Below are 24,690 nucleotides of genomic sequence, written 5' to 3'. Positions count from 1 at the left end.
GTGCTTGGGACTAAAACAGGGAGCAAATCGGTGGGAACGTTTCATCTTCTTGCGTTGGAAGACAACATCGAATATCAGGATGTTCTTCGCGACATGCTGGCTCAGTATCCCGGGGCCGATTGTTTGAATGTCGACATCATTTCAAGTATTGCTACCCTTGAGGCACTTATCGCTTCCGGTGACCATATCGACGTGTTCCTGTGCGACATCAGCTTAGGTGACGGCAAGCCTACCGGCATCGATTTGGTGCGACGTCATTTCCCGGCCGGTAGCGGCACGCAGGTCGTCTATATCTCCGGCCACATCGAGTACTGCACGCCCGTTTACGAAACCGAGCATGCGTATTTCCTGCTCAAACCCATCAAGCAGGCGGATTTCAACGCGGCTATCGACAAGGCGCTGAAAAACCTGCAGGGAACGGATTACACGCCCGTTGCCATTCAGCACGGCGGCGCGGTCACCATGCTCAACCCTGCCGAAATCGAGTACATCGAAAGCGACCGCCGCAAGGTGCGGCTGTACGCCGCGCCCGGCGAAGTGCTTGAAACCTACGCCACGCTTGGCCAGATGATCGACATGCTGCCCGACGATTTCGTGCAGTGCCATAAAAGCTACATCGTGAACATGGCGCACATTTCCGAGTTGCGCACGGCCAGCGTGCTTCTACGCTCGGGCGTCGAGGTGCCGGTCAGCCAGCGCCAGCGCAAGGTCATTCGCGACCTGTTTTACCGCTACGTTGGGCTGAACGCCCAATAGCAGGGGCGGTCCGTGCTTTCCCCGGCGCTTCTCATCGCTATCTGCCTAACTGTATATCTGCTGGTCATTGCGGCGTTTTGCCAGCGCAAGCTGCACGGTGTTGTTTGGTGGCGCCGCCTGCTCAGCTTGTTGTTTCCCACAAGCCAGCTGTGCTTGGTGCTGTTCGCGCTGGGCGCCGCTGCGGCCTATGCGGCGCCGTCCGCGCCGGTGGCGGTGATTGCCGTCGTGGGCATCGCGTGCGGGCCTGTCGATATGCTGCTGTTTCAGGGTTTGCGCGATGCATGCTTTCGCGCGCAAGCCGCCGAGCAGGTGCGCGAATTGGAGGATGAGCTGACCACGCAAAAGTTTTTGCGTGAGCGCTCCGCGCATGAAGGCGAAGAAGCTGACCGCATCGGCCAGCGTGTTCGCGAGCAGTTGTACGCGGCCGAGGCGGATTTGCGCGAACGCCGTGCGGCGGAAGCCGGGGAAAACCTCGACCGGGCGATCAACGCTGCCGGTGGTTCGCGGGCTCGCTATTGCGCCCATCCGGCAATCGATGCGCTTGTGCGCTTGAAACTGGCCGATGCGCGCGAACTTGGTGTGCGGTTTGTGGCGCAGCTAAACATACCGCTTGACCTGGCCTTGCCCAGTGCCGAGATCTGTGCGGTGTTTTCAAACCTTATCGATAACGCGTTGACGGCGTGCCGTCTCGTTGCGCCTGATCAGCGCTACGTCAGCGTGGCGGCTCGCATATGGGGCCGCTATTTCGTGGTGGACGTGGAGAACAGCTGCGCATCCGATGATTCCGCGCACGACATCCCCGCGCCTGCGGGTGCGCCTGCGGTGAAATCCAGCGGCAAAGATTGCTCTCTCGCAGCCTCTGTCGCTGGCGAAAAGCCCGAAACCGCAAGTTCGCCGCACCGCGCGAACGCTCGCCGTGCCGCAAACGGCGAAGTCCCGGCCGACGCGGCCTCCGCTTCCGTGCCGGCTTCGCCTGCTGTTCCCAACGTGCACGCGCTGCACGGATGGGGCCGCGGTATTGTGAACAACATCGCCGAGCGCCACGATGGCCAGGTCATAGTCCAAAACGAACGGGGCCGCTACCATGTGCGCGTCATTTTGCATACCGAAGGAGGCGATGCGCTGTGATCGGGGCAATTGCCGGCGCGTCCGCGTTTGCCATTGTTTCGGGCTTTATAGCGTTGGCGGCAGCGCTTGCGCTTGCTGCCGTGGTTGCCGTGCGGCAGCGCCGCCGCGCGGTGTCGCAATACTGGGCGTTCGGCCTGTTCCCGCTGTTGCAGGTCGTGCTGCTGTTTCTGTGCTGTTGGGTGGTGGTGCGCTATTGCGGCGCCGACTGGAACCTGTCGTGGGCGTGCGTGGCGCTTGCGGTGCTGTGCCTTGCGGTGGACGGGCTGGTGCTCGTCGCCATCATCAGCACGCGCCACGCCGACCGCGCCCGCGCGCTGCGCAGCCAGCTTGACGCCTATCTTGCCGAATATCAGGAAACGGTGGAGAAGATGGAGCGCCCGGCACGGCTGCGCCACGACTTGCGCAACCAGGTGCAAATCGTGAAGGCCCTGGCGGCGCGCGGCGAATTCGAGCTGGCGCAGCACCACATTGCCGCCATGCTGAAGGAACTGGAGAAATAGGTACCTGCGCAGTTTGCATTTTTTCGGCGCGCCTCACGCTGGCAACATGCGTGTGGTACGCTACGCAGCCAATACCGAAACGCACTTCGCCAACCCGCCCCGTCGAAAGGAGCGCCATGACCGCCGTCATCACCGCTTGTCCCGCATTCTCGCAGGCGTACGAAACCGCTGCGGGAACGAAGACCGTCCAGCAGGTGCGCGCCCTTGGCGCCGCGGCCGAGGCCGACGTCATCGCCGCGCGCCGGCTGTTCCACCGCTTCCCCGAAACGTCGGGCAACGAGGAAAACACGCAGCAGCTGCTGAGCAAACAGCTTTCTGACCTGGGCATTGAGCACACGTGCCTTGAAAACCACGGCATAATCGCCACCATCCGCGGCACGGCGCCCGGCGCGTACGGCTCCGACGGCACCCCGGCGCACCGCGTGGCCCTGCGCGCCGATATGGACGCGCTGCCCGTCACCGAGGACACGGGCGCGGCGTTCGCGTCCGAAAACCCCGGCGTCATGCACGCGTGCGGCCACGATGCGCACATGGCCATGATGCTCGGCGCCGTGCGCATCCTGCGCGACGTTGCCGATCAGCTTGTCGGCGAAGTGCGCATCATCTTCCAGCCGGCCGAGGAAATCTCCATCGGCGCGCTTTCCATGATCGAAGCCGGCGCGCTCGAGGGCGTCGACGCCATCTACGGCGCGCACATCTGGAGCGAAGTGCCCGCCGGCACCGTGTCGTGCGCGCCCGGGCAGCGCATGGCGAACACCGACTGGTTCCACATTGAGATAGAGGGCGTCAGCGCGCACGGCTCCATGCCGCACAAGGGCGTCGACGCCGTGGTGGTGGGCGCCGAGATGGTCATGGCGCTGCAAGTGCTGGTCAGCCGCGATGTTTCGCCGTTCGAACCCGTGGTGGTCACCGTGGGCGAGTTCCACGGCGGCGAGGCGCGCAACGTCATGGCCGGCCACGCCACGCTCACGGGCACGGTGCGCACGTGGTCCGAGCAGATGCGCGCCGAGGTGCCCGACCGCCTTGAGCATATCGTCAGCCGCAGCGCGCACGCGCTTGGCGCGAAGGCCACGTTCGCGTTCGAGCCGGGTAACGCCGGCCTTGCCAACGATCCGGCGTGCGCCGAGGTGGCGCGCCAGGCCGTGCTCGACACGCTCGGCGCCGAAGGCGTGGCCGACTACCGCGGCACGCTTTCCGGCGAGGACTTCAGCGAGTACCTGCGCTTGGTGCCCGGCGTGTTCTGCTTCGTGGGCACGCGCAACCCCGCAGTGGGCGCCGAGCACCCGCAGCACAGCTGCCACTACACCATCGACGAATCGGTGCTGGTCAAAGGCAGCATGGTAGCTGCCCAATGGGCCTGCCGCATGCTGGCGGGGAAGTAGACGTCGCACTTTTCAACTCTCGGTATGCTTTGCGCGCCGTTATATTCGGCAAGCGGTATAATGCGGGGCGGACTGTTGAATGCTTTCGAAAGGAATGTCATGCCGGAGATGATCTCGGTCGAGCAAGCGCGCGACCTGGTTTTGTCGCACGTTTCGCAGCTGCCTGCGGAAACGGTGCCGGTTTTGGACGCGGCGGGTCGCGTTGCGGCAACCGACCTGCAAAGCGATATCGATATCTCGCCGTTTGCCCACTCTGCTATGGACGGGTTCGCCGTGCGCGCGGCGCAGCTGGAAGGTGCCAGCCCGGAAACCCCCGTTGAGCTGGACGTTATCGCGGAAGTTGCCGCGGGCGACACGTTCGACGGCGAAATCCCCGACGGCGCGTGCGTGCGCATCATGACCGGCGCGCCGCTGCCTGCCGCGGCCGATTCCGTGGTGAAGTACGAGATCGTGCGCAACGTCGAAGGCGACGGCCGCCCCGGCAGCCGCGTGGCGTTCGACGCCCCTGTGAAGCTGCGCAACAACGTGCGCGAGGCGGGCGAGGAAGCGCGCGCCGGCGAGGCCGTTGTACACGCGGGCGAGGTCATCAATGCTGCTGGCGTGGGCTTTTTGGCCAGCTGCGGCGTGTCGGAGGTGCCGGTTCCGCGCCGCCCGCGCGTGGCCATCATCTCCATCGGCAGCGAGCTGGTGCCGCCCACCGAGGTGCCCACCGCCGGCAAAATCCGCAACTCGAACGGCTATGCCCTGTCGGCGTCCGCTCGCGCGGCCGGCGCCATCCCCACGCTGCTGCCCATCGTGGAGGACTCGCTTGAAGCGCTGAAGGCCGCGGTGGTGGCGGCAACGGCCGAGTACGACTTCGTGGTCACCAGCGGCGGCGCGTCGAACGGCGACTTCGACTTCATCAAGCCCTGCGTCGAGCAAACCGGCCAGCTGTTCATGACGCTTGTGAACATGCGCCCGGGCAAAGCGCAAACGTTTGGCCTGGTCAACGGCACGCCCGTGTTCGGCCTGCCCGGCAATCCCGCGGCGGCCTACTGCGGGTTCGAGATGCTCATCCGCCCGGCGCTGCGCAAGATGCAGGGTTACACGAACTTGGCGCGCCCGCGCGTGATGGCGCGCCTTTCGCGCGACACGAAGAAGAAGGACCCGCGCCGCATCTACCTGCGCGCCACGCTCACGAAAGACGCCGACGGCGCTTACGTGGTGGAGCCGGCGAAGAACCAAAGCTCGGGTTTGTTCGGCGTCATCCAGCGCAGCAATTGTCTGGCCATCATGCCCGAGGGCTTCGAGGGCCGCACCGCCGGCAGCGAAATCGAGTGCATCCTGCTCGACGTCAGCGAAGACGTGGCCATTTAGCTGGTGTTTTACGCCGCTTGGTGTGCGAGTTTTCGCCCGCTTGCCAAGCGGCGGATTTGCATCTTGAGGCCAGCTGAACAAGCTGGCGGCACGAACGTGGTTGACGTTCGACTTCTTCCGTGTCTGCCTTGCCTGGTTGGCTGGTCTTTCCCCATTATCAAAAGGAGAAGCACATGCACGAACACAATCATGAGGCAGCGCCGCTGACGTTCGCCATTATCACGTGCTCGGACACGCGCGGCATGAAGCAGGACACGGCCGGCGCGGCGCTTGAGCAGCTTATCGCCAACAACGGCTGGGAGTGCAAAAGCCACGTGGTGGTGAAGGACGAGGTGTCGCAGATCAGCGCTGCCATCGTGGAAGCGTGCGACGAAATCGACGCCGACATCGTGCTGACGTGCGGCGGCAGCGGCCTTTCGCTGCGCGACGTCACGCCCGAGGCCACGCAGGCCGTGTGCGACCGCAACGTGCCTGGCATCGCCGAGGCCATGCGCGCCCACAGCCTGGCCATCACGCCGTTCGCCATGCTGTCGCGCGCGCTGTGCATGCAGCGCGGAACGCACCTGGTGGTGAACCTGCCGGGCAGCGAGAAAGCCGCGCGCGAGAACTGGGACGGCATCGTGGCAGCCCTGCCGCACGCTGTCAAGATGATGGCCGGCGGCGGCCACTAAGCCGTGCTACCTGCTGATTATCGATGGTGGTTTGAGGCGTGCGGTGGTGCAAGCGTTGGGCATGTGTGCTCGAGATTCGCCGCATGTGCTCACAAGGCGCCGCGCGCGTTTGCAAGGTGTCGCGTGGTCAGTAAGTAAGCAAGTTCGAAGGGGCGTCGCACATGCGCGGCGCCCCCTTCGTGGTATTTGTGCCGTTGATTCGCATTCAGAATCGCGCGAAATCGTCCATTGTTGGGCAAAAATCCGAGAAGTTGAAAATCAATCGCTCGTCTGCTCCTCGATACACCACCTGTGATGGAATAAACGAAGCTATCTGTGTAATGAACGCTATATTACCTCTACGCGCTCATGAGCGGGGGAAACAAAATCGTGCAAAAACGCCGATGGCATCATCGCGCGCGTTCAGCTTTTCGGGAAAATGGCAAAGAGTGGCTATCTTTTCGAGAAGCTGAACGCGTCGAGAAGGTATCCTCTTTCCGCTTACTGGTCCTTGTTGGAAATCAGCAGCAGGATGCCGCTGACCAGGCTGCAGAAGATAAGCGTGCACACGCCGAACAGCACGGTGTTAGGCTTCGTGCCTTTGTAGATACCCCAACAGTGCACGGTCATGGGAATCATCCAAATGAGCGGCAGGATTGCAAGGGCGGAAATAAGGGTGCTGATCAGGCAGAACACGAAGGCAACCATGCGCAGCGTCTTGTCGGAGTCGTCAACAACGTACACCGGCGCGCTGGCGGGCGCATAGCTGCCGGGCTGCGCAGGTGCCCCGTACGAATATCCCGGTTGTTGCGCTGCGCCTGCGTATGGCGAAGTCGGTTGACCAGGCGCCGCGCCGTTGGGCGAACCGCACCCCGGCGTGGACGTCCCATATGCGCCAGCGTTTTGCTCGGCAGCGGACTGGCTGGCAGCGGCAAACCCCGGCGATGCGTATTTTGGCGCAGCGTAGGGCTGTTGCTGCTGATAATCGGCTTGCGGCGCTGCTCCTGCTGCCGGGCTAGGGGTGTCCGCGTCCACGCTCGCCGCGTTGCCTTCCTGTTGGTAGGCTGCCGGCGCCGTTGGCGCGCCATCGGCTTGCGCCGCGCCCGCCGCGCTCGCTGCGGCAGCAAGCGGCGTGCCGCAGTTCGTGCAGAATTTCGCTTCGGCAATGTTGTCGTTTCCGCAGTTGGGGCAGTGCATGGCGTTCTCCGTTCCGTGTGACCTCAGCCGGCGCGCAAAATGCTCGACAGCCTGCGCGCAATTGTTGGGTTCCACCATAACACCAATGGGCGAATTCCGCGGCCTTCGCTTGCAAACGCAAGGTCGCTGTTAGGTTCGACGGTCCGCCCGCGTGCACTGTTGCTTCGACTTTTCGCTTGCACTTTGCGGCGAAGGCGGGGTTGCTGAAGCTGGGGAGGTGCGGACGGGTCGTCCGGGCGCCCTCCTGCGCTTCTGACTGCAAAATTTGCTGCAGGTCTCAATTGCCGTCGGGCGCCGTTGCAGCCGGCTTGCCCAGTGCTTGGCCGAACCTTGGACGGCCCGTTTGCGTGCGTTAGCGCTTTTGTGCCAATCGTTTGCGGCCCGGGTGCGGCGGCTTGCCAGTGCTATACTGGTGTGCGCTCAAATGGGAAATCGCCCAAGCGCGCGGCACGCCGCGGCCACAAGCCGGCCAACGCGTTCCATAATCGCAGGTAGCAGCCCTGTTCAAACGCCCTGTGCGGCTTGATCGGCTTTTTCTGCATCGCGCTTCGGGGGATATCGAAAAGGTTCAAGAGGGTATAGAACATGGCAGACAACACAGAGCTCCCCAACGGATTCACCGGCTTCGCGTTCCGCAAGCAGCCGGGCACGGAAAGCGCCGCGGACGCCATTCGCGAGCGCGAGGCGCAGCGCGCCGCCCATGCCGGTCGTCCCGCGCCCGTCCAGCCCGCGCCTCGCCGCGGCGCGAACAGCTACCTGACCGATCGTGAGGCAGCTGCCGACGCGGCCAACGAGGTGCGCGGCGCGTTCCAATACAACCGTGACCACGAGGAAGCCGCTGCCGCCTACGCCGCCGCCGTTGACGCCGCGGAGGGCCACGTGGAGTTCGACCCCGAAAAGCTGGCAACCATCCCCGAGAAGGACCGCCGCTGGGCGTGGCTGGAAATCGACTTGAACGCCATCCGCCACAACGCCTCGGCCGTGAAGAAGATGATCGGCTCGGGCCGCCACATGATGGCGGTCGTGAAGGCCGACGCGTACGGCCACGGCGCGGTGCGCGTGGCGAAGACGGCGCTGAACTCCGGCGCCGACTACCTGGGCGTTGCCACGGTCGACGAGGGCATTCAGCTGCGCGAAGGTCTGGTCAACGCGCCAATCCTTATGCTGGCCGAGCCGCCGGCAAGCGCTATCCCGCTGTTGCTTGCGTACAAGATCATGCCGGCGGTCTACTCGTCGGAGTTCGCCATCAAATACGCCGAGGCCGCCGACTCCATGGGCCTGCGCGCGCCGTTCCATCTTGCCGTGAACACGGGCATGAACCGCATCGGCGTGCGTTGGGACGAGGTTGTCACGTTCATGCACCAGGTGGGCTTCCACCGCGCGCTTGAGCTCGAAGGCGTATTCACGCACTTCGCCACGGCCGACTGCCCCGAAACGCTTGACTTCCAGATCCAGGCGAAGCGCTACATTGAGGCCATCGAGGCCCTGCGCGCCGCCGGCATCAACCCCGGTATCGTGCACTGCGCGAATTCTGCGGCAGCCATCCGCTACCCCGACGTGCGCTTCGACATGGTGCGCCTGGGCATCGGCCTGTACGGCTATCAGCCGTGCCCCGAAACCACGCCGCTTATCGAGCTGAAGCCGGCCATGAGCGTGCACGCGCGCATCACCGATACGCGTCTGGTGCCCATGAGCGAAGGCGTCAGCTACGGGCTGAACTACCGCAGCCCCGGCAGCGTGAAAATCTGCACCGTGCCGGTGGGCTACGGCGACGGCTTGCGTCGCGGGCTGTCCGGCCGCACCGACTTCCTGGTGGACGGCGTGCGCTGCCGCCAGGTGGGCAACATCTGCATGGACCAGTGCATGTTCGAGGTTGACCTGCGCAGCTACGCGCGCCGCCGCCGCATCGACCCGCAGGTGGGCGACGAGGTGCTCATCGTCGGCCAGCAGGGCGACGCCATGGTCACCATCGAGGAGATGTGCGACACGCTCGGCACCATCCCGCACGAGCTGTGCATCGCCTTCGCCCATCGCATGCCGCGCTACTACGTGTAGGCGAGGCGCCGAAAGCGTCGGTGAGATGTTGCAGAGCGAATCTGTCGAGTTCAATGGCGGTTTGCAAGAGAAGCGGGGAAGGGGCGCGCCTCCTTCCCCGCTTTGTTGTTGGAGCTGGCGAAACGGGCCGTGCGTTGACGGCGTGCCGTTTGCGAATGCCGAGCTGGACGGCGTAATCAATTCGTTACGCGTGCGACCTTGCGCGTCGTAAGCCGCGCAAGGGAGAATGCAAACATCGGCAAGGCCCGTCTCTTAATCCTGGGTAAGGCGTTAGAGGTGGCGGGCGGCGCTGATGGTTAGTTTAGGGCCAGGCTGCAACCCGGCCCTTTTTGTTTGCTCTTCCTCCTGCGCCTCGGATTTTGCTGTTCAGAAGCGAAAAGCGTGCACAAATTGCACGTTGAGCGTGAAACTCCTCTTTACGCTTTCCCCGAACGCGGCTTTTGCGCACCGAAAGCCGCCATTTTCGTTTCGAGGAAAGGCGCAAACATGGCGAACGCAGCAAAATCGAACCAGCTTGCAAATCAGACGAAGCCTGCTTCCGACGGTACCTATTCGGCCTCGCAATCTCTCGGCGGCGCCGCGCCAGCCGGCACGCTATACGGCTATGCGCGCGTCAGCGCGCGCGACCAAAACCTGGCGCGTCAGCTTGATGCGCTGCGGCAATTCGGCGTGCCGTCCGAGCGCATCTTCGCCGACAAGGCCAGCGGCAAAGACTTCGAACGCCCCGCGTGGCGCCAACTCACCGGCTCGCTGGCGCCCGGCGATGTGCTGATAGTGAAGTCCATCGACCGCTTCGGCCGCAACTACGAGGAAATCCAGGAAGAATGGCGTCGCATCGTGAAGGTGCGCGGCGCGGCCGTGGTGGTGCTCGACATGCCGTTGCTCGACACGCGCCAGCGCGAAGGCGACGTGACCAGCGCGCTTATCGCCGACATCGTGTTGCAGCTGCTCAGCTACGTGGCGCAGGTGGAACGCGAGAACATCAAGCAGCGGCAAAGCGAGGGCATCGCGGCGGCGCGTGCCCGCGGCGTGCGCTTCGGCCGCCCGAAGAAGCCCCGTCCGTGCGCGTATGCTCGCCTGCGGCAAAGCTGCCTCGCCGGCACGATCACGCGTGCCGAAGCAGCCCGCCAGCTGCACGTCAGCCCTAAAACCCTCGCCACCTGGCTTGCCGAGGACGCAAAATGAGCGCGGTGATTCGGAAGGGTGTGCGTTGAAGCGGCAATTCGCAAAGCAGTCAACCATATGTAACATTTGCAATCTGTTACCTAATTTCCTTCCACATTATTCCCGGGTGTGGGACAATAGGAGAGTTAATGTGCAAATCGCGATAGCTTCGCGTCGTCGCGCTTGCGGCGGCTGCGCTATCGCAAAGATCGGCGGCACGGTGCCGTCGTCTGCAGGTTCGCAAGGCTAGGAGAAGTACGCATGGCGCAACTGCAAAACGCCAAAGCCAAAAAGAAGAAGGGCGGCAACGTCAACCGCCGCAACGTTTGGCTTCTGGTGGCAACCACCATCTTGGTGATCGGGTCCATCTTCATGTTCACCCCGCCGCAGGAAAAGATCAACCAGGGCCTGGACATCCAGGGCGGGCTGTCGGTGGTGCTGTCGGCGAAAAGCACGGACGGCGGCACGGTTTCCACCGACGACATGGAGAAATCCCGCGCTATCATCGAGCAGCGCGTGAACGCCCTCGGCGCGTCCGAGGCCGTTGTGCAGCTGCAGGGCACCGATCAAATCCTCGTGCAAATCCCCGGCCTGTCCGACACCGAAACGGCGCTGTCCACCATCGGCAAAACCGGCAAGCTTGAGTTCGCACGCCTGGATTCGTTCACCGATTCCGACGTGAAGACCAAGATCGAGAACGGCCAGTACGGCACGAACGGCACCATCACTGACGACTTCGGCAACACGCTGCCGTCGGGCACCGTCGAGCACCTGAAGGTCGACGAGGGCACGTACACGCCGCTCATCACGGGCAACAACATCACGAAGGTCGACATCGGCCGCGCGTCCGAAACGGGCACCGACTACTCCGTCAACGTCACGCTTGATTCCGAGGGCACGAAGGCGTTCGCCGACGCCACGAAGGAGCTGGCCAGCTCGAAGGGCAAGATCGTCATCATCCTGGACGGCGAAGTGCAGTCCGCACCGGCCGTGCAGTCCGAAATCACCGGCGGCCAGGTGTCCATTACCGGCGGCTACGACAAGGACGAGGCGTCCGCCATGGAGACGGTGCTCGAGTCCGGCTCGCTGCCCGTCAGCTTCGAGTACGCGCAGTCCCAGGTAGTTGGCCCCACGCTCGGCCAGGACGCGTTGACGTCCGGCGTGCTGGTTGCCGCCATCGGCCTGGCGCTGGTTATGCTGTACCTGCTGGTGTTCTACCAGGGCCTCGGCATCCTCACTGCGGCCGCTATGGCCGTGTTCGCCGTGCTGTACCTGGGCATTCTGGCGCTGCTTTCCCACTTCGGCCTGTTCAGCCTGTCCATGGCCGGCATCGCCGGCGTCGTGCTGACCATCGGCATGGCCGCCGACTCGTCAATCCTTACGCTTGAGCGCTTCCGCGAGGAAATCCGCATGGGCCGCAGCGTGCGCGCCGCGTCCATCACCGGCGTGCGCCACGGCATCCTCACGTCCATCGATGCCGATCTGGTCACGCTGGTTTCCGCCCTCACGCTGTTCTTCCTGGCATCGGCCTCCGTCAAGGGATTCGGCCTGACGCTGGCGCTGGGCATCGTGTGCGACATCGTCATGATGCTGCTGTTCAAGGCCCCCATCATCCGCCTTCTGGCGCCGAAGTCCATCGCGCGCCACCCCGGCTTCTGGGGCGTGAAGGACTGCGAGCAGGCCGCGCCGTACTTCCAGGGTGAGAAGCCCGCCGCGTCGCGCAAGGACGTGAAGGGCCGCTTCATCAAGCTTGATATCAACCTGCTGGGTTACCGCAAGATCTTCCTGACCGTGGCCGCGTGCGCCATCGTGGTTGTGGTTGCGCTTGTGGGCATCCGCGGCGTGAACTTCGGCATCGAGTTCGTCGGCGGCACGTCCGTGACGTTCCACCAGGGCGGCAACGATGTCACCACCGAGCAGGTGCGCTCCGCGTTTGACGCTGCGGGCGAGCCCGACGCCGTGGTGCAGACCACGAACTCCGACGGCCAGGCCGGCTTCCTGGTGCGCACCACCGACACGTCGGCGGAAAGCGCTGCCACGGCTGCCAACCAGGTTGCCGACCAGTTTGGCTGGGATAGCGAAAGCTTCGAGGTGACCACCATCGGTCCCGACTGGGGCACCAGTGTCATCCAAAGCTCCTGCATCGCGTTCTTCGTGTCGCTGCTGTTGATCATCGCCTACATCTCGTTCCGCTTCCGCGATCCGAAGATGGGCGTGTCGGCTGTTATCGCTCTGCTGCACGACCTGGTCATCGTGCTGGGCGTGTACGTGCTGGTGGGCCGCGAGGTCACGCCGAATACCATCGCCGCGCTGCTGACTATCCTGGGTTACTCGCTGTACGACACCGTGGTGGTGTTCCACCGCATCAACGAGAACATGAAGGCCGAGGCGCCGAAGTGCACGTTCGCCACCATGGCAAACCACTCCGTCAACGAGGTGCTCGTGCGCTCGCTTAACACGTCCATCACCTCGCTAATCCCGGTTGTGGCCATGCTCATCTTCGGCGGCGAGACACTGCGCGACTTCGCGCTGGCCATGACGGTGGGCCTGGTGTGCGGTTGCTACTCGTCGTACGCCATCGCCACGCCCATCTACGTGATGTGGAAGACGCGCGAGCCGAAGTTCGCGAAGCTGCAGAAGAAATACGGTACGGAAATCCAGCGCTGGTTCCTGAACCGCCTGCCGCAAGCCGCTGCTGCCACGGCAACCGCAGGCGCAAGCGCGCCGGCCGCCGGTGTTACCGCAGGTGCCGCTGTTGATACGCAGGCCGCAAGCGCGAACACGAGCGCAAACGCAGCTGCCCAGCAGCCCGCTACCGCTTCCGCGCAAACGCCCGCAACCAAGCCGGCCAATCACGGCGGTTCCAAGAACAAAAAGAAGCACAAGAAAGTGCAAGGCTAGCGTTTAAGCAACCCGCCATTACCAAAAAGAGCCTCAATCGAGCCGATTGAGGCTCTTTTTCTACGTTTGCGCTACGAATGTTTCTCATTCAGCAAGTCTGCAAGTTGAAAAAGCGCTCATGTATGTGATTTAACTCAGTAGCAGCAAGTTGATGACATGATAGCAAGAGCATTTGCCCAGGTCACTGCGATGCGAATAATTAAAGGCTGTCGGACTGTCGCCATTAAATCACATACATGAGCGATTTTTGATTCAGTTTACATTGCCGGAAGCCGGAATGTGCAACCATGCGTTGCTGCTTGTCGCCGGAACGCTGAGGGTGCTTTCTCATAGATATTTTTAGTTCCGAGGATTACCGGTCGCTATCGGGCATGTAAACAACATGCGTATAGGTGATGTGATACGCTGCTACTGCGCGTATTGCGCCATGTGTTGAGGTTTGATTTGGCCCAGGGTGCACCTTGCGGCCGATAAGAAGGAGTTGTTATGCGTCAAGGAAGCGCCCCGAATTTTTGCCCGCCTACGGAAGAGGGCATCACGCTGACGTTCCAGGACGAGAAAGGCGAGCTGGTAGAGCTTGAGTTTCTGGGTCTTATTCTGCACGAGGGTCGTCGATACGGCTTTTTCTTCCCGGTGACGGAGGACACGCCCGCCTGCTCGTCGGGTGAGATTATCCCGCTTGAGGTCACGGAGCTTGACGAAGACGGCCAGCCCGCCGCGTTTGAACTGGTAGAAGACGAGGCCATTGCCCGCGAAGTCTATGAAGACTTCCGCGAAGCAGCCAAAGATCTCTACGACTTCGAATAAGCGTTCGGGCATATGCGAAAGGCGGCCGTGCTCTCTAGAGAGCACGGCCGCCTTTCTCCACCCGCTACAGCTCGAGCGGCTTCCATTCCTCGTGGTTGCAGATCCAGGCTTCGGGTTCCTCGACGCTGAAGAACACCAGTGTGGGATCGTCCGGGCCGTCGTAGCTTTCGCCCAGGCTGCACAGGTGCGCGTAGCCTGCGTAGCGCATGTCGGCGTTCGCCTTGTCCTCAAGGCCGGCCTTGCCGCGCAGAATCAGCCAGCCGTGGCCCGGCCACCATGCCGTGGCCTCGAACTTCTGGTTGGCTTCAAGCTCGCGCCACACGTCTTTGGTGGTGGCGGTGACGAACCAAATCTTGCCGTCCTGCTCGGCGGCGAAGCTGAACGGGCGCACATGCGGCTGGTCGCCCTCACTGGTGGCCAGGTACCACGCGGGCACGCTCGTCAGATACTGCAGAATGGTCTCGTTCCCGGTCATCGTTTCTCCTTTGCTCGTGTTTGATGCGAAGCACCTTGCGGCGCTCGGTTCCTTCCTGGCGCGTTGTAAAAGCAGGGGCTTTGTTGCAGGTTTTCTGGGTTGTGCGAAGCAACGCTTCCGCATAGCCCCGAAAACCTGCAACGTTGGCGCCTTAAATACAGGTTTTGCTGCTCGTTTCCAGGGCTTTTCGAAGAATTCGTGGGGAGTTGTAAGTCGATTCCTTCGCATAACTCCGGAAACCTGCAACAACTCAGCGACATTCGTAACGCGCTCTTTCGCTGAGAGAGGGCAATTGGACGCTCTTGCGCCCTTACAACAACACGTTCACCGCCGCCACGCAGCAGGCCAGCAGCGCTACGGCCGCTGCTGCTACGCCGTCGCGCGGGGCGAAGTGCAGCGGATGCAGGTGCGTGCGCCCCTCGCCGCCGTGATAGCAACGCGCGTCCATGGCCGCCGACAGCGTTTCCGCGTGGCGAAACACGCTGGTGAACAGCGGCACCATCAGCGACGACAGCATGCGCACGCCTTTGACAGGGCTGTTCGACAGCTTCGCGCCGCGACTGACCTGCGCGTGGTACACCGTCACCAGTTCGTTGGCGAACTGCGGCATGAACCGCAGCGCGATGCCCATGATCATGCCCAGCTCGTGCGCCGGCAGACCGAAGCGCGCAAACGGCGAAAGCAGGCGCTCGAACGCCTCGGTCAGATCGATGGTCATGGTGGTAAGCGTGATAAGGCTCATGCCCAGCATCATGATGGTCAGGCGCGCGCCCATGAACAAGCACGTGTACACACCCGCTTCGCTGATGCGAAGAAATCCCAGTTCAACAAGCACTTCACCACCCTGCGTAACGAACAGGTTCAGCAGCGCCACAATCACCACAATGGCCATAAGCGGCGCCACGGACGCCACGGCCTTGCTCGGCGGAATCTGCGCCAGCCCGTACGCCGCGGCCACGAACGCCGCGCAAATGGCCAGCGTCATCACCGATTGCGAACACAGCAGCACCACGATGAACACGCATCCCAGCACCAGCTTCGTGCGCGGGTCAAGTCGATGCACACAGCTTTGCCCCGGGATGTAGCTACCGAAGGAAAATCCCGCGTTCATAGCTACTCACCTGTGCTTTCGCAAGAACCCGCGTCGGCTGCTGCAAGCTCGGCGTTGTCGGAAGCTGCCGAGGTACTTTTGTTTGCAGCGGGATTGCCCGAAGCGGCCGGCGAAGAGGCCTCGGGTGCAGCGCTCGCGGTGCCCGTAGCGCCGCCCGCCGCCACGGATGCCGCATCGTCCGTGGCGCTGCCCGCCGCTACGCCCGCACAGCCATTCGCTCCTGCCTCTTCGCTGCTGCACGCGCGCGCCAGCAGGTCCACCAAATCCTGCTCGTTGTACAGCTTGCCGGCCTCAACGGCCATGCCGCCCGCGGCCAGCGCGCTTGCGAACGCCTGCGCCTCGGTGGTGCCCAACCCCACGCGCTTCAGCTCGGCCGCGCGCAAAAACAGCTGGTCAGGCGCCCCGATGCCCAGCAGCTGGCCCTCGTTCATAATGGCCACGCGGTCGCACATGCGCGCCAGGTCGTCCATGCTGTGCGACACCATCACCACGGTCAGCCCCTGCTGGTGCAGGCGCGAAATCATGCCCAGAAACGACGTGCGGCTTGCCGGGTCCAGCCCCGCGGCCGGCTCGTCAAGCACCAGCACGCGCGGGTTCATGGCCAAAACGCCCGCGAACGCCACGCGGCGCTGCTGGCCGCCCGACAGCTCGAACGGACTCTTCTCGGCCACCTCGTCAAACGCCAGCCCCACGCGCTCAAGCGACTCGCGCACGCGCGCATCCACCTCGTTGTCCTTCAGCCCCAGGTTGCGCGGCCCGAACGCCACGTCCTTGTACACGGTCTCGGCGAACAGCTGGTGCTCGGGATACTGGAACACCACGCCGATGCTGCCGCGCAGGCTGGCCTCGCAGCGCTTGTCGGAAATGTCGGCGCCCATAACCAGCACCTGTCCCGACGTGGGCTTCAGGATGCCGTTCATGTGCTGGATGATGGTGGACTTGCCGCTGCCCGTGTGCCCGGCGATGCCCAAAAACTCGCCCTGATGCACGGCGAAAGACACGTTGCGGATGGCCCACAGGCTGTCGGGTGCGTTGCCCCATTTCGCCTGGCGCTTCGCTTGCTGCCCGCCGCGCTTGCGCTGGCGCTTGGCCTCGGCGGCATCGTACGTGAACGACACGTCGCAAAACTCGATGAGCGGCGTGCCGGTGCCAGCGCTGACGGCCCCGGCGTCGCCCGACGCAGCAGCAGATACCAGCTTGCCGGCCACATCGCTGCAAGTGGGGAAGAGGTCGCCGTTGTCGTTTTCGCTGCCCGTCTGCGAGCCCGTGGCGTCTATGCCTGCGGAAGCGGAAAAGCTCGCAGGCGTTCGCGTCGCAGCTTCTTGGGTGGGCAAGGCGTTGCTGCCGTTGCCGCTTGCGCCTTCCGCTTGCGAACTCCCGGCACCTTCTTGCGGGTCTTCCGCCGCAGCAACCGGCTGGGCTGCGGGGGCGGAAGCGCCATTCGCCGCAGCAGTGACCTGTGCGCCCGCGCCCGCTAGCGCCAGCACGCGCTGAGCCAGCTCGTCGGCATTCACCGTCGGTGCCACGTTCACGCCCGCGCGGCGCGCGTCAAGCGAAAGCCGCGCCGCGAACGGCACGTCCAGGTTCAAATGATCAAGCGCATCGGCCTGCAAAAGCACTTCGTCGGGCGTGCCCTCAAGCGCCACGTGCCCGCGCTCCATCACGATGACGCGGTCGGCCTGCGCCGCCTCTTCCATGAAGTGCGTGATCATGACGATGGTCATGCCGCGCTCATGCAGCTCGTGGCATACGCGCATCAGGCCCGCGCGCCCGCGCGGGTCCAGCATAGCCGACGCCTCGTCAAGCACCAGCACCGACGGATTCATGGCCAGCACGCCGGCAATGGCCACGCGCTGCTTCTGTCCGCCGGACAGCGCGTGCGTCTCGTGGCGCTCAAAGCCGGAAAGCCCCACGTCCTCAAGCGCCTGCGTCACGCGTTCGCGCAGCTCAGGCGTGGGGATACCCAGGTTTTCGGGGCCGAAGGCCACGTCGTCTTCCACCAGCGACGCCACCAGCTGATCGTCGGGGTTTTGAAACACCATGCCGCACGTTTTGCGCACCGCATACGTGCACTCGGCGTCGGCGGTATCCATGCCGTCTACCATCACACGCCCTTCGTCGGGCACCAGCAGCGCGTTCAGGTGCTTCGCTAGCGTCGACTTGCCCGATCCGTTGCCGCCCAGGATGCACAAAAACTCGCCGGTTTCCACGTGCGCGCTCACGCCGTCAAGCGCGAAATGCACGCCATCATACGTGAAGCGAACGTTGTCGATATCAATCATTTCGGCAGGTCACCGAATCCTTTCGTGCTGCGGGAAGTAGGGCGCGGCGGGCACGCAAAGCCTTAGCGGCCCTTCACCTGGTCTTTCTTCGGGGTGATCAAGTTGGAGATGGCCTTGTACACCACTAGTGTCAGCGCGGAGTTCAGCACGGTCTTAATAAGGTTGAACGGCACCACGGCGGGAAGCATCAGCGGCATGATGGCGTCGGCGCTGCCGTACCAGAACCACACGCCGATGGTCAGGTTCGTCAGCACGGCGCCCGCGGTGGCAATGACGCAGCCCACCAGCAGGCCCGCGATTGCGCCGGCGAACGTGTGCTTGCGCGCGTAGATGGCGGCGGCGGGCACCACGAAGAACAGCGTGGCGCAGATGTTCATCAGGCTGCCCACCCATTCGCCCAAGATCAGGCCGTGGATGACGGCGGCCACGGCGCCCACGGCAAAGCCGGCGCCCGGCCCGAACGCGAAGCCGCACACCATGGCGGGCATGAGCGAGGGGTCGTACGTCAGAAACGGCGCGGCGGGCAGGATGGGAATTTGCACGAACGAGAACAGCGCGGCGATGGCGCACATCAGCGCCATGGTAACCAGCTGGCGAGTTGACCAGCGGTTCGTGTTCTTGATTGCTCCGGCGGTGGTTACCTGCGACATGGTGAAGCCTCTTTTCTGCGAAGCGCGTCCTGGCGGGGATGCCCTTTGCTTCGCGGAAAAGAACAAGCCCGTATGAATTCCTTCCATACGGGCTTGTATTCGCTCAACGTGAAATCGCCGCGGCCGCCGGCCGCGCGATGCGCATCGCGAACTCTGCCTCTTCCATCCGGACTGTCACCGTTGGTCCCGGATTCGCACCGGGTCAGCCTTGCGTGTACAGCTGCCTGCAACGCACAGGGTCGCGGACTTCCAGCCCGCCGCTTGCATGCCGCAAACAGGCGCTTCTGGTTACCGCCAGTGAGGATTTGCGCCTCGCCCTGAAACAGAATTCATTGGCGCTAGTGTAGTACGCCCCACAAACAAGCGCAACCGTCCAATCGGCAGATTTCGCAAATGAATTCCCGCGAACCATAGGAAATGCCGTTCGCCCGCTTGGCTGGCTAACCGCTAGGGTCGCTACGTTGTCCGTTGCTTTTCGGTTGTTGGTCGTCCGCGGTGTGCCTCTGGCTGCCGCTCGCCTTGCCGGTCGCTAGCAGCTTGCCGCCCGCTATCTCCCGCCCGGCTAGTTGCCGCCCCTACTTGCCTCTCTTCCGCCTTGCCGGCTATCGATGGCTCGCCGCTCGCCGTTTCTCGCCCGGTTGCGGCACGATTTCGAACTTTCCGAGCCTTCGGTTGCTAAAGCGTTCCGTTTTGGCACGAAACGGAACTTTCCGAATCTCTTGCAACTTCGCTAGATTCGGAAAGTTCGAAATCGTGCCCCACGTGGCCCTCTGCGGCGAATTCGCAATGTGGCAACATTCGGAAAGTTCGAAATCGTGCCAAAAAATCGCCGCGAAATGTACGAAGGCTCGGAAAGTCCCAAAACGTGCCACGCGTCTAAAACGCGCTCCTCTCGCCACGCTTATGACCTGGGGTTTGTGTCTAACTCGGAAAGTAAGATGCCAAAAATGTGTCTAAAACGGAAAGAAATCAACCGAAAACGCGTCTAGCGCCGAAACATTGCGCTGCAGTCAGGACCCCCTCAGCACTCGATGGCGGATGGGTGCCGGCATGTGTCCGCCTTGTGGACGCTGGCGCGCAAGGAAAAATTCACTCTTGCGCGTTGGGCGGTTCGCGCTATAATGAACGGGCTGTTAACAAGCGGGGGCATGTGCCTCCCACCTAGTTCGGCGCTTTTAAGCTGCTGATGGGTTCTATGAATACCGAACTCGGATAGTTCATACTGCCCGCACGCTTTTAAGCTGTGGGTTTTTTTATGCCATGCAATCGCATGCAAGGAAGGAAGGTGAGTGCGATAGCTGCTCAGGAGCCTAGGCTCAACGAACAGATCACGGTGCGCGAGTGCCGCCTGATCGGGTTCGACGGTACGCAATTGGGTATCTACCCGGTTGCCCAGGCGCAGCGCGTTGCTGACGACCAGGGGCTTGACCTTGTGGAAATCGCCCCGAATGCGGAACCGCCCGTGTGCCGCATCATGGATTACGGCAAGTTCAAGTACGATCAAGCCATCAAGGCGAAGCAGGCTCGCAAGAACCAAAGCAAGATCGAGACCAAGGAAATGAAGTTCCGCCCGAAAATCGACATCGGGGACTACACCACGAAGAAGAAGCACGTGCTTCGCTTCCTCTCCGCGGGCAACAAGGTCAAGATCACCATCATGTTCCGCGGCCGCGAAATGGCGCACCCGGAACAGGGCCTGACCATTCTGGAGCGCCTGGCCGACGACCTCAAAGACATTGCGGTCATCGAAAGCCAGCCGAAGATGGAAGGCCGCAACATGCACATGCTCATCGCCCCGCTTCCCGCAAGCATGGCGGCGAAGAAAAAGAAAGCAAACGATAAGAAAGACGAAGGAAAGGACCAAGGCAATGCCTAAGATGAAGACCCATCGCGGTACGGCTAAGCGCTTCCGCGTTACCGGTTCCGGCAAGATCATGCGCGCTAAGGCTTACAAGAGCCACATTCTGACGAAGAAGTCTCAGAAGCGTAAGCGTAATTTCCGTCACGAGACCGAGCTGGCTGCCGCTGACCGTCGTGTCGTGGCCCGCAACCTCGGCCGTCGCTAGTCAATAAGGAGCAGTGATAATCAATGGCTCGTATTAAGCGTGCAGTTAACGCCAAGAAGAAGCGTCGCACCGTCCTCAACCGTGCAAAGGGTTACTACGGCGCGAAGTCCCGTTCCTACACCGCTGCCAAAGAGCAGGTGCAGCACTCGCTGCAGTACCAGTACCGTGACCGTCGCAACAAGAAGCGCGCGATCCGTCGTCTGTGGATCACCCGCATCAACGCCGGTGCTCGTCTGAACGGCATGAGCTACTCCTCCTTCATGAATGGTCTGAAGAAGGCTGGCATCGAGCTCGACCGCAAGGTGCTGTCCGACATGGCCATCAACGATCCCGCGGCTTTCACCGCCATCGTCGAGGTTGCCAAGAAGGCCCTGTAAGCTTTAACGCTTGCGAAACTCACGACCCCGTCCGGGAAACCGGGCGGGGTCTTTTTGCGTTCGGGGAGCAGCTTTGCGCGCCTGCGAATGCGGGCATGAAAAAAGCGCCTTGGTGGCGCTTTCTCATGTGTTGCCGCTTTGCTTGGCGTGCCGCGTTGCCCTTTTACGAGGCCTCCAACTCCTCGTCGCGGCCGGCCAGCGTGTGCGCTAAGTACGTGCGTGCCGCTCCGGATGCTGTTCCCGTGGAACCTGCCTCCACCTCGATTCCCGCTTGCTCAAGCGCTGCTCGCGCGCTCGGCTCGACGGTTTGCGCAAGCATAACCGTGACGCCGAGGTCTTTCATAAGCGTTGCAAGCTGGGCGGGCGGAAGCGACAGGTTCGGCATGTTCTGACAATCAACGATCATGCCGCGATCCACGCGATAGCACATGTAGCTGGCGCAGCGCAAAACCTTCGAGGCAACATCAAGCCCTTGGCTAGCTACCGCTATGCGCATGCTGTCCTCCCTCCTAAGACAGCAATACTTTAGCGGTTGTTTGGCACCGCGCTTGTGCCATATCCCTTATCGGCGCGATACCAACTGCTAGCGGCGCCTGCTGCGCTGGCTGGCTACGGCGGCGCGATGTGCGCGTCCGGGGCGGAAATCGCCGGCAGGCGCGGCCGCCGCGCGCTTCGGCGCGCTCTTGGCCTTGCCGGCTGCGTTCTTGCTCGCGCCGCCCTTGCGCGCCGCTTCGCCAGCGCCGCCCTTCGCGGGGCGCTTCGCCTTCGCGGGCTTTGCTGCAGGCGCGTTCTGCGCGTTCGCGTGCTTCTTGCTGGCTTTCGCCGTGCCGCTGGCGGGCTTGTCGGCGTGTTTCTTGCCGCTGTGGTTGTTATGCGCGCTCTTGCGGTTGCTGCGCGCATCCTCCACCGCGGCCGCCGCCTCGCGGGCGCGCGCCTTCTTGCGCTTGCGCGCGGCCTCTTCCTTCTTCGCCTGCTGAATCTCGGGGTCGCGACGTGCCTCGGCCTGCTGCGCCTTCGCGGCAGCCTCCATCTCGGCCTCGTGCATGTCGAAATCCTCAAGTTCAAGTTCGGGAATCTCGCGCTTCACCAGCTTCTGGATGTCGCGCAGCGCGTCGGCGGTTTCGGGGCTGACGAACGACACGGCGAAACCCGTGGCTCCCGCGCGGCCCGTGCGCCCGATGCGGTGCACGTAGTCTTCGGGCACGGTGGGCAGGTCGTAGTTCACCACGTACTCCACCTCTTCCACGTCGATGCCGCGCGCCAGCACGTCGGTGGCAACCAGCACGTCGGTTTGGCCGTTGGCGAAGTTCTCGAGTGCGCGGCGACGCTGGTTCTGGCTGCGGCTGGAGTGGATGGCCTCCACGTGGTAGCCCACCTTCTTCAGGCGGCGGCACGTGGCGTCAGCGCGGCTGCGCGTGCGGCAGAACACGATGACGCGGCGATGCCCGCGTTCTTTCAGCAGCCCCTTCAGCAGCGCGGGCTTCACCGCTTGCTGTACGTGCATGACGTACTGCTCAACGGTGTCGGCCGTCTCTCCCTTGTGCGCGATCTCCACCATGGCGGGGTTGCGCAGCAGCTTGCCGGCCGTTTTCATGATGGTGTGGTCGATGGTGGCCGAGAACAAAAGCGTTTGGCGGCTTGAGGGCGTAGCGCCGATGATCTTCTTCATGGCGGGCCAAAAGCCCATGTCAAGCATGCGGTCGGCCTCGTCAAGCACCAACACCTCAACGTTGGACAGGTGCGCGGCGCCCTGCTCCATCAGGTCAACCAGGCGCCCCGGCGTGGCAATAAGGATGTCCACGCCGCGTCCCAGCGCCTGAATCTGCGGGTTGTACGACACGCCGCCCACCACGGTGAGGATGCGGTGATGCGTGTGGTGCGCGATGGTGCCGCACACCTCGCCGATCTGCTCGGCAAGCTCGCGCGTGGGCGTGACCACCAGCATCAGCGGCCCCTTGTTGCCCTTCGCGTGCCCCAGCTTGTCCATGGACGGCAGCGAGAACGCGGCCGTTTTGCCCGTGCCCGTTTTCGCGGCGGCAATAAGGTCGCGCCCCTCAAGCACGTAGGGGATAGCCTGCTGCTGCACGGGCGTAGGGTTGGCGTATCCCAGCTCGGCCACAGCTTGCAGCGCCTGGCCGGACAGGCCAAGTTCGTCGAAATGCGACATATATGGTTCGTTCCTTTCTGAGGTGCGCACGCTTTAGCGGACGTGCGCGGGTTTCTTTCCCCAGTAGAAGTGGAGAAAATGCTTTTTGTACAGCGGGTCTGATTCGTCTTTGGGCGCGTCGGCCAGCGAAAGCGTGGCGGCAGCGATATCGCGCGCGGCGTTCGGCCGGCGCAGGAAGCTACCGTTGACCAGCATGGCCCGCACGCTGTCGGGGTTGTTCGCCACGTGCCGCAGCGCGTCAAGCAGCTCGCGCCACGTGGTGACGTGCATGGCGGCGCCTAGCGACGTGAGCATGCGCACGTTCGCTTTTTCCTGCCCGTAAGCCTTGCCCAGCAAGATCATGGGCACCTGTGCGCACAGGCATTCCGTGACGGTAAGCCCGCCCGACTTGCAAATGACCAGATCCGATGCGGCCATGAGCGCTGCCATGCCCTCCACGTATTCAAGCACGGTGACGTTGTCGGAAATGCCCAGCTCGGCGCATTGAGTGCGCAGGTGCTCGGCGTATTCACGGTCGTTTCCGGCAACGAACACGAAATGCAGCGAATGTCCTAGCGTGTGCAGAAACGGCAGCAGATTGTCCAACGCGTTGCGGAAGTGCACATACGGGCGCGGAAGGTACGCACCGGCCAGCGCCAGCACGATGCGCTTGTCCTGCGGAAGGTCCAGGCGCTGCCGTGTTTCGGCGCGGTCGTACGTGCGGCGGAAATCGTCGCGCGTGGGGATGCCCGTGATACGGATGCGCTTTTCGGGCACCTTGCGCGGGCGCAGCGTCTCGGCCATGCTTTCGGTTGCCACGCAGAACAGGTCGCTTGACAGGTGTGGCCACAGGCCCTCGGTTTCGTAATCGGTGGGCACGCACACGATGGGGTAGTGCTGGCCGGTAAGCATGCGCGCGGACACGGCCACGTTGGCGGCGGTGATGTGCGTGCACACGATGGCCGCTGGCGGGCGATTGCGCACGTATTCCACGAACTTGGGGTACATAATGTGCGCCCACACGGTGCCGCCGCCCCATAAAAGACGGCCGGTAAACGTATAACGCCAGGTCAAATCATAGACGGGGCGCGTAGGACCCGTGAACATGGAAGCGGTTTTATCGCCGTCGAACACGATACGCCCGAAATCCAGGATGTCGAGCACCTTTACTTCAAGGTTTTCGGGAATGTGCGGCACGTCGGGTTGCTGGGCACTTTCGGCGGGCTCGGCGGCCTGCTCGTCGCGCATGAGCTCGAACGCCTGCGCGATCGCGTTCGCCGCGCTGCGATGGCCCGAACCAACCGACGCGTGCATGACCAGCACAAGCGGGCGCTCGGCTTCAGGTTGATCGGCGGTTGCGATGACGTCAGTGATGGCGGGAACCTTTCCCTCGGTATAGGAAAAGCCGGCGAAAACCGGCTTCTGGAAAAGAAAAAAGGGCCGGTGCTCGACCGACCCTTAGCGTTCGAATGGTGCCCCCAACGAGAATCGAACTCGTGTCTCAGCCTTGAAAGGGCCGCGTCCTAACCTCTAGACTATGGGGACGAAGTGCGCTTCCGTGTCGAAAAGCAGCTTGATTAGTATGTCAAAATCCCAGAAGGTGCGCAAGACTCCACTTCGGCGGGCCACAATTCCTTCATAAGTTGCCGAAGGATGCACAGCTGATGCCGGCTTGCGTCAAAAAAGC

General features: G+C 63.0%; 21 protein-coding genes, 1 tRNA gene and 1 riboswitch. Of the genes, 13 read left to right on the top strand and 9 right to left on the bottom strand.

Going from position 1 to position 24,690, the window contains the following annotated elements:
- Positions 1-30 precede the first annotated feature (30 nt).
- The 6 genes from ET524_RS09175 to ET524_RS09150 all read left to right on the top strand — a co-directional run bounded on the left by ET524_RS09175 (position 31) and on the right by ET524_RS09150 (position 5,793).
- On the top strand, positions 31-756 hold the full coding sequence (locus ET524_RS09175) for a LytR/AlgR family response regulator transcription factor (RefSeq protein ID WP_161566668.1): 726 nt from the start codon (positions 31-33) through the stop codon (positions 754-756).
- Between the two features lie 12 nt (positions 757-768).
- A complete protein-coding gene (locus ET524_RS09170) occupies positions 769-1,884 on the top strand; it encodes a GHKL domain-containing protein (RefSeq protein WP_129425196.1) in 1,116 nt (371 codons plus the stop codon).
- Positions 1,881-2,384: a hypothetical protein gene (locus ET524_RS09165; RefSeq protein ID WP_129425194.1), complete on the top strand. Its 504-nt coding sequence runs from the start codon at positions 1,881-1,883 to the stop codon at positions 2,382-2,384. Before ET524_RS09170 ends, ET524_RS09165 begins: the two co-directional genes overlap by 4 nt.
- A 116-nt stretch (positions 2,385-2,500) precedes the next feature.
- The gene (locus ET524_RS09160) at positions 2,501-3,766 is read left to right on the top strand and encodes an amidohydrolase (RefSeq protein ID WP_129425192.1); all 1,266 of its coding nucleotides are present in this window, start codon (positions 2,501-2,503) and stop codon (positions 3,764-3,766) included.
- Between the two features lie 99 nt (positions 3,767-3,865).
- Entirely contained in the window at positions 3,866-5,122 is a 1,257-nt protein-coding gene (locus ET524_RS09155; RefSeq protein WP_129425190.1) for a molybdopterin molybdotransferase MoeA, read from the top strand.
- A 173-nt stretch (positions 5,123-5,295) separates the two neighbouring features.
- Complete coding sequence (locus tag ET524_RS09150) at positions 5,296-5,793, top strand: MogA/MoaB family molybdenum cofactor biosynthesis protein (RefSeq protein ID WP_129425188.1); 498 nt, start codon at positions 5,296-5,298, stop codon at positions 5,791-5,793.
- A 480-nt stretch (positions 5,794-6,273) separates the two neighbouring features.
- Here ET524_RS09150 and ET524_RS09145 read toward each other — a convergent pair whose 3' ends face one another.
- Positions 6,274-6,969: a zinc ribbon domain-containing protein gene (locus ET524_RS09145; protein WP_161566667.1), complete on the bottom strand. Its 696-nt coding sequence runs from the start codon at positions 6,967-6,969 to the stop codon at positions 6,274-6,276.
- A gap of 585 nt (positions 6,970-7,554) precedes the next feature.
- Here ET524_RS09145 and alr point away from each other — a divergent pair.
- The 4 genes from alr (at position 7,555) to ET524_RS09125 (ending at position 13,896) form a co-directional block, all read left to right on the top strand.
- Positions 7,555-9,024 (top strand): alanine racemase, encoded by a 1,470-nt coding sequence (gene alr / locus ET524_RS09140; RefSeq protein ID WP_129425184.1) that lies wholly within the window; start codon positions 7,555-7,557, stop codon positions 9,022-9,024.
- Between the two features lie 486 nt (positions 9,025-9,510).
- On the top strand, positions 9,511-10,209 hold the full coding sequence (locus ET524_RS09135; protein WP_129425182.1) for a recombinase family protein: 699 nt from the start codon (positions 9,511-9,513) through the stop codon (positions 10,207-10,209).
- Between the two features lie 240 nt (positions 10,210-10,449).
- Positions 10,450-13,089 (top strand): protein translocase subunit SecD, encoded by a 2,640-nt coding sequence (secD, locus tag ET524_RS09130; RefSeq protein ID WP_129425180.1) that lies wholly within the window; start codon positions 10,450-10,452, stop codon positions 13,087-13,089.
- A gap of 486 nt (positions 13,090-13,575) precedes the next feature.
- Positions 13,576-13,896: a DUF1292 domain-containing protein gene (locus ET524_RS09125; RefSeq protein ID WP_129425178.1), complete on the top strand. Its 321-nt coding sequence runs from the start codon at positions 13,576-13,578 to the stop codon at positions 13,894-13,896.
- A 64-nt stretch (positions 13,897-13,960) separates the two neighbouring features.
- Here ET524_RS09125 and ET524_RS09120 read toward each other — a convergent pair whose 3' ends face one another.
- The 4 genes from ET524_RS09120 to ET524_RS09105 form a co-directional block, all read right to left on the bottom strand.
- Positions 13,961-14,371: a pyridoxamine 5'-phosphate oxidase family protein gene (locus ET524_RS09120; protein ID WP_129425176.1), complete on the bottom strand. Its 411-nt coding sequence runs from the start codon at positions 14,369-14,371 to the stop codon at positions 13,961-13,963.
- A gap of 310 nt (positions 14,372-14,681) precedes the next feature.
- On the bottom strand, positions 14,682-15,482 hold the full coding sequence (locus ET524_RS09115) for an energy-coupling factor transporter transmembrane component T family protein (protein WP_129425174.1): 801 nt from the start codon (positions 15,480-15,482) through the stop codon (positions 14,682-14,684).
- Positions 15,483-15,484: 2 nt separating this feature from the next.
- Complete coding sequence (locus ET524_RS09110) at positions 15,485-17,764, bottom strand: energy-coupling factor transporter ATPase (protein ID WP_129425172.1); 2,280 nt, start codon at positions 17,762-17,764, stop codon at positions 15,485-15,487.
- Positions 17,765-17,826: 62 nt separating this feature from the next.
- A complete protein-coding gene (locus tag ET524_RS09105; protein ID WP_129425170.1) occupies positions 17,827-18,414 on the bottom strand; it encodes an ECF transporter S component in 588 nt (195 codons plus the stop codon).
- Between the two features lie 150 nt (positions 18,415-18,564).
- Positions 18,565-18,743: riboswitch (FMN riboswitch) on the bottom strand.
- A 926-nt stretch (positions 18,744-19,669) separates the two neighbouring features.
- Between ET524_RS09105 and infC the strand changes: the two genes are divergently transcribed.
- The 3 genes from infC to rplT are packed head-to-tail and all read left to right on the top strand — an operon-like array spanning position 19,670 to position 20,857.
- Positions 19,670-20,290: a translation initiation factor IF-3 gene (infC, locus tag ET524_RS09100; protein ID WP_449134367.1), complete on the top strand. Its 621-nt coding sequence runs from the start codon at positions 19,670-19,672 to the stop codon at positions 20,288-20,290.
- Positions 20,283-20,480, top strand: coding sequence for a 50S ribosomal protein L35 (gene rpmI / locus ET524_RS09095; RefSeq protein ID WP_129425166.1), 198 nt, complete (start codon positions 20,283-20,285; stop codon positions 20,478-20,480). The genes infC and rpmI overlap by 8 nt, the downstream gene beginning before the upstream one ends.
- Before the next feature lie 23 nt (positions 20,481-20,503).
- Positions 20,504-20,857 (top strand): 50S ribosomal protein L20, encoded by a 354-nt coding sequence (rplT, locus tag ET524_RS09090; protein WP_129425164.1) that lies wholly within the window; start codon positions 20,504-20,506, stop codon positions 20,855-20,857.
- A 163-nt stretch (positions 20,858-21,020) separates the two neighbouring features.
- Here the strand turns inward: rplT and ET524_RS09085 are convergent, their stop codons facing one another.
- The 4 genes from ET524_RS09085 to ET524_RS09070 all read right to left on the bottom strand — a co-directional run bounded on the left by ET524_RS09085 (position 21,021) and on the right by ET524_RS09070 (position 24,548).
- On the bottom strand, positions 21,021-21,353 hold the full coding sequence (locus ET524_RS09085) for a NifB/NifX family molybdenum-iron cluster-binding protein (RefSeq protein ID WP_129425162.1): 333 nt from the start codon (positions 21,351-21,353) through the stop codon (positions 21,021-21,023).
- Between the two features lie 87 nt (positions 21,354-21,440).
- Positions 21,441-23,024: a DEAD/DEAH box helicase gene (locus ET524_RS09080; protein ID WP_129425159.1), complete on the bottom strand. Its 1,584-nt coding sequence runs from the start codon at positions 23,022-23,024 to the stop codon at positions 21,441-21,443.
- Between the two features lie 33 nt (positions 23,025-23,057).
- On the bottom strand, positions 23,058-24,317 hold the full coding sequence (locus ET524_RS09075) for a glycosyltransferase (protein WP_129426204.1): 1,260 nt from the start codon (positions 24,315-24,317) through the stop codon (positions 23,058-23,060).
- Positions 24,318-24,473: 156 nt separating this feature from the next.
- Positions 24,474-24,548, bottom strand: a tRNA-Glu gene (locus tag ET524_RS09070).
- Between the last annotated feature and the right edge of the window lie 142 nt (positions 24,549-24,690).

It is taken from the genome of Senegalimassilia faecalis, assembly GCF_004135645.1.
GTDB classification, from domain to species: domain Bacteria; phylum Actinomycetota; class Coriobacteriia; order Coriobacteriales; family Eggerthellaceae; genus Senegalimassilia; species Senegalimassilia faecalis.
Note: the sequence above shows the minus strand (reverse complement) of the source record. Positions and strands in the feature narration are given on the sequence as shown.

What these genes read in the sequence shown, in the direction of transcription:
- ET524_RS09160 (WP_129425192.1), top strand. Translation starts at nt 2,501, where the DNA reads ATGACCGCCGTCATCACCGCTTGTCCCGCATTCTCGCAGGCGTACGAA.
- ET524_RS09155 (WP_129425190.1), top strand. Translation starts at nt 3,866, where the DNA reads ATGCCGGAGATGATCTCGGTCGAGCAAGCGCGCGACCTGGTTTTGTCG.
- ET524_RS09150 (WP_129425188.1), top strand. Translation starts at nt 5,296, where the DNA reads ATGCACGAACACAATCATGAGGCAGCGCCGCTGACGTTCGCCATTATC.
- ET524_RS09145 (WP_161566667.1), bottom strand. Translation starts at nt 6,969, where the DNA reads ATGCACTGCCCCAACTGCGGAAACGACAACATTGCCGAAGCGAAATTC.
- alr (WP_129425184.1), top strand. Translation starts at nt 7,555, where the DNA reads ATGGCAGACAACACAGAGCTCCCCAACGGATTCACCGGCTTCGCGTTC.
- ET524_RS09135 (WP_129425182.1), top strand. Translation starts at nt 9,511, where the DNA reads ATGGCGAACGCAGCAAAATCGAACCAGCTTGCAAATCAGACGAAGCCT.
- secD (WP_129425180.1), top strand. Translation starts at nt 10,450, where the DNA reads ATGGCGCAACTGCAAAACGCCAAAGCCAAAAAGAAGAAGGGCGGCAAC.
- ET524_RS09125 (WP_129425178.1), top strand. Translation starts at nt 13,576, where the DNA reads ATGCGTCAAGGAAGCGCCCCGAATTTTTGCCCGCCTACGGAAGAGGGC.
- ET524_RS09120 (WP_129425176.1), bottom strand. Translation starts at nt 14,371, where the DNA reads ATGACCGGGAACGAGACCATTCTGCAGTATCTGACGAGCGTGCCCGCG.
- ET524_RS09115 (WP_129425174.1), bottom strand. Translation starts at nt 15,482, where the DNA reads ATGAACGCGGGATTTTCCTTCGGTAGCTACATCCCGGGGCAAAGCTGT.
- ET524_RS09110 (WP_129425172.1), bottom strand. Translation starts at nt 17,764, where the DNA reads ATGATTGATATCGACAACGTTCGCTTCACGTATGATGGCGTGCATTTC.
- ET524_RS09105 (WP_129425170.1), bottom strand. Translation starts at nt 18,414, where the DNA reads ATGTCGCAGGTAACCACCGCCGGAGCAATCAAGAACACGAACCGCTGG.
- infC (WP_449134367.1), top strand. Translation starts at nt 19,670, where the DNA reads ATGCCATGCAATCGCATGCAAGGAAGGAAGGTGAGTGCGATAGCTGCT.
- rpmI (WP_129425166.1), top strand. Translation starts at nt 20,283, where the DNA reads ATGCCTAAGATGAAGACCCATCGCGGTACGGCTAAGCGCTTCCGCGTT.
- rplT (WP_129425164.1), top strand. Translation starts at nt 20,504, where the DNA reads ATGGCTCGTATTAAGCGTGCAGTTAACGCCAAGAAGAAGCGTCGCACC.
- ET524_RS09085 (WP_129425162.1), bottom strand. Translation starts at nt 21,353, where the DNA reads ATGCGCATAGCGGTAGCTAGCCAAGGGCTTGATGTTGCCTCGAAGGTT.
- ET524_RS09080 (WP_129425159.1), bottom strand. Translation starts at nt 23,024, where the DNA reads ATGTCGCATTTCGACGAACTTGGCCTGTCCGGCCAGGCGCTGCAAGCT.
- ET524_RS09075 (WP_129426204.1), bottom strand. Translation starts at nt 24,317, where the DNA reads ATGCACGCGTCGGTTGGTTCGGGCCATCGCAGCGCGGCGAACGCGATC.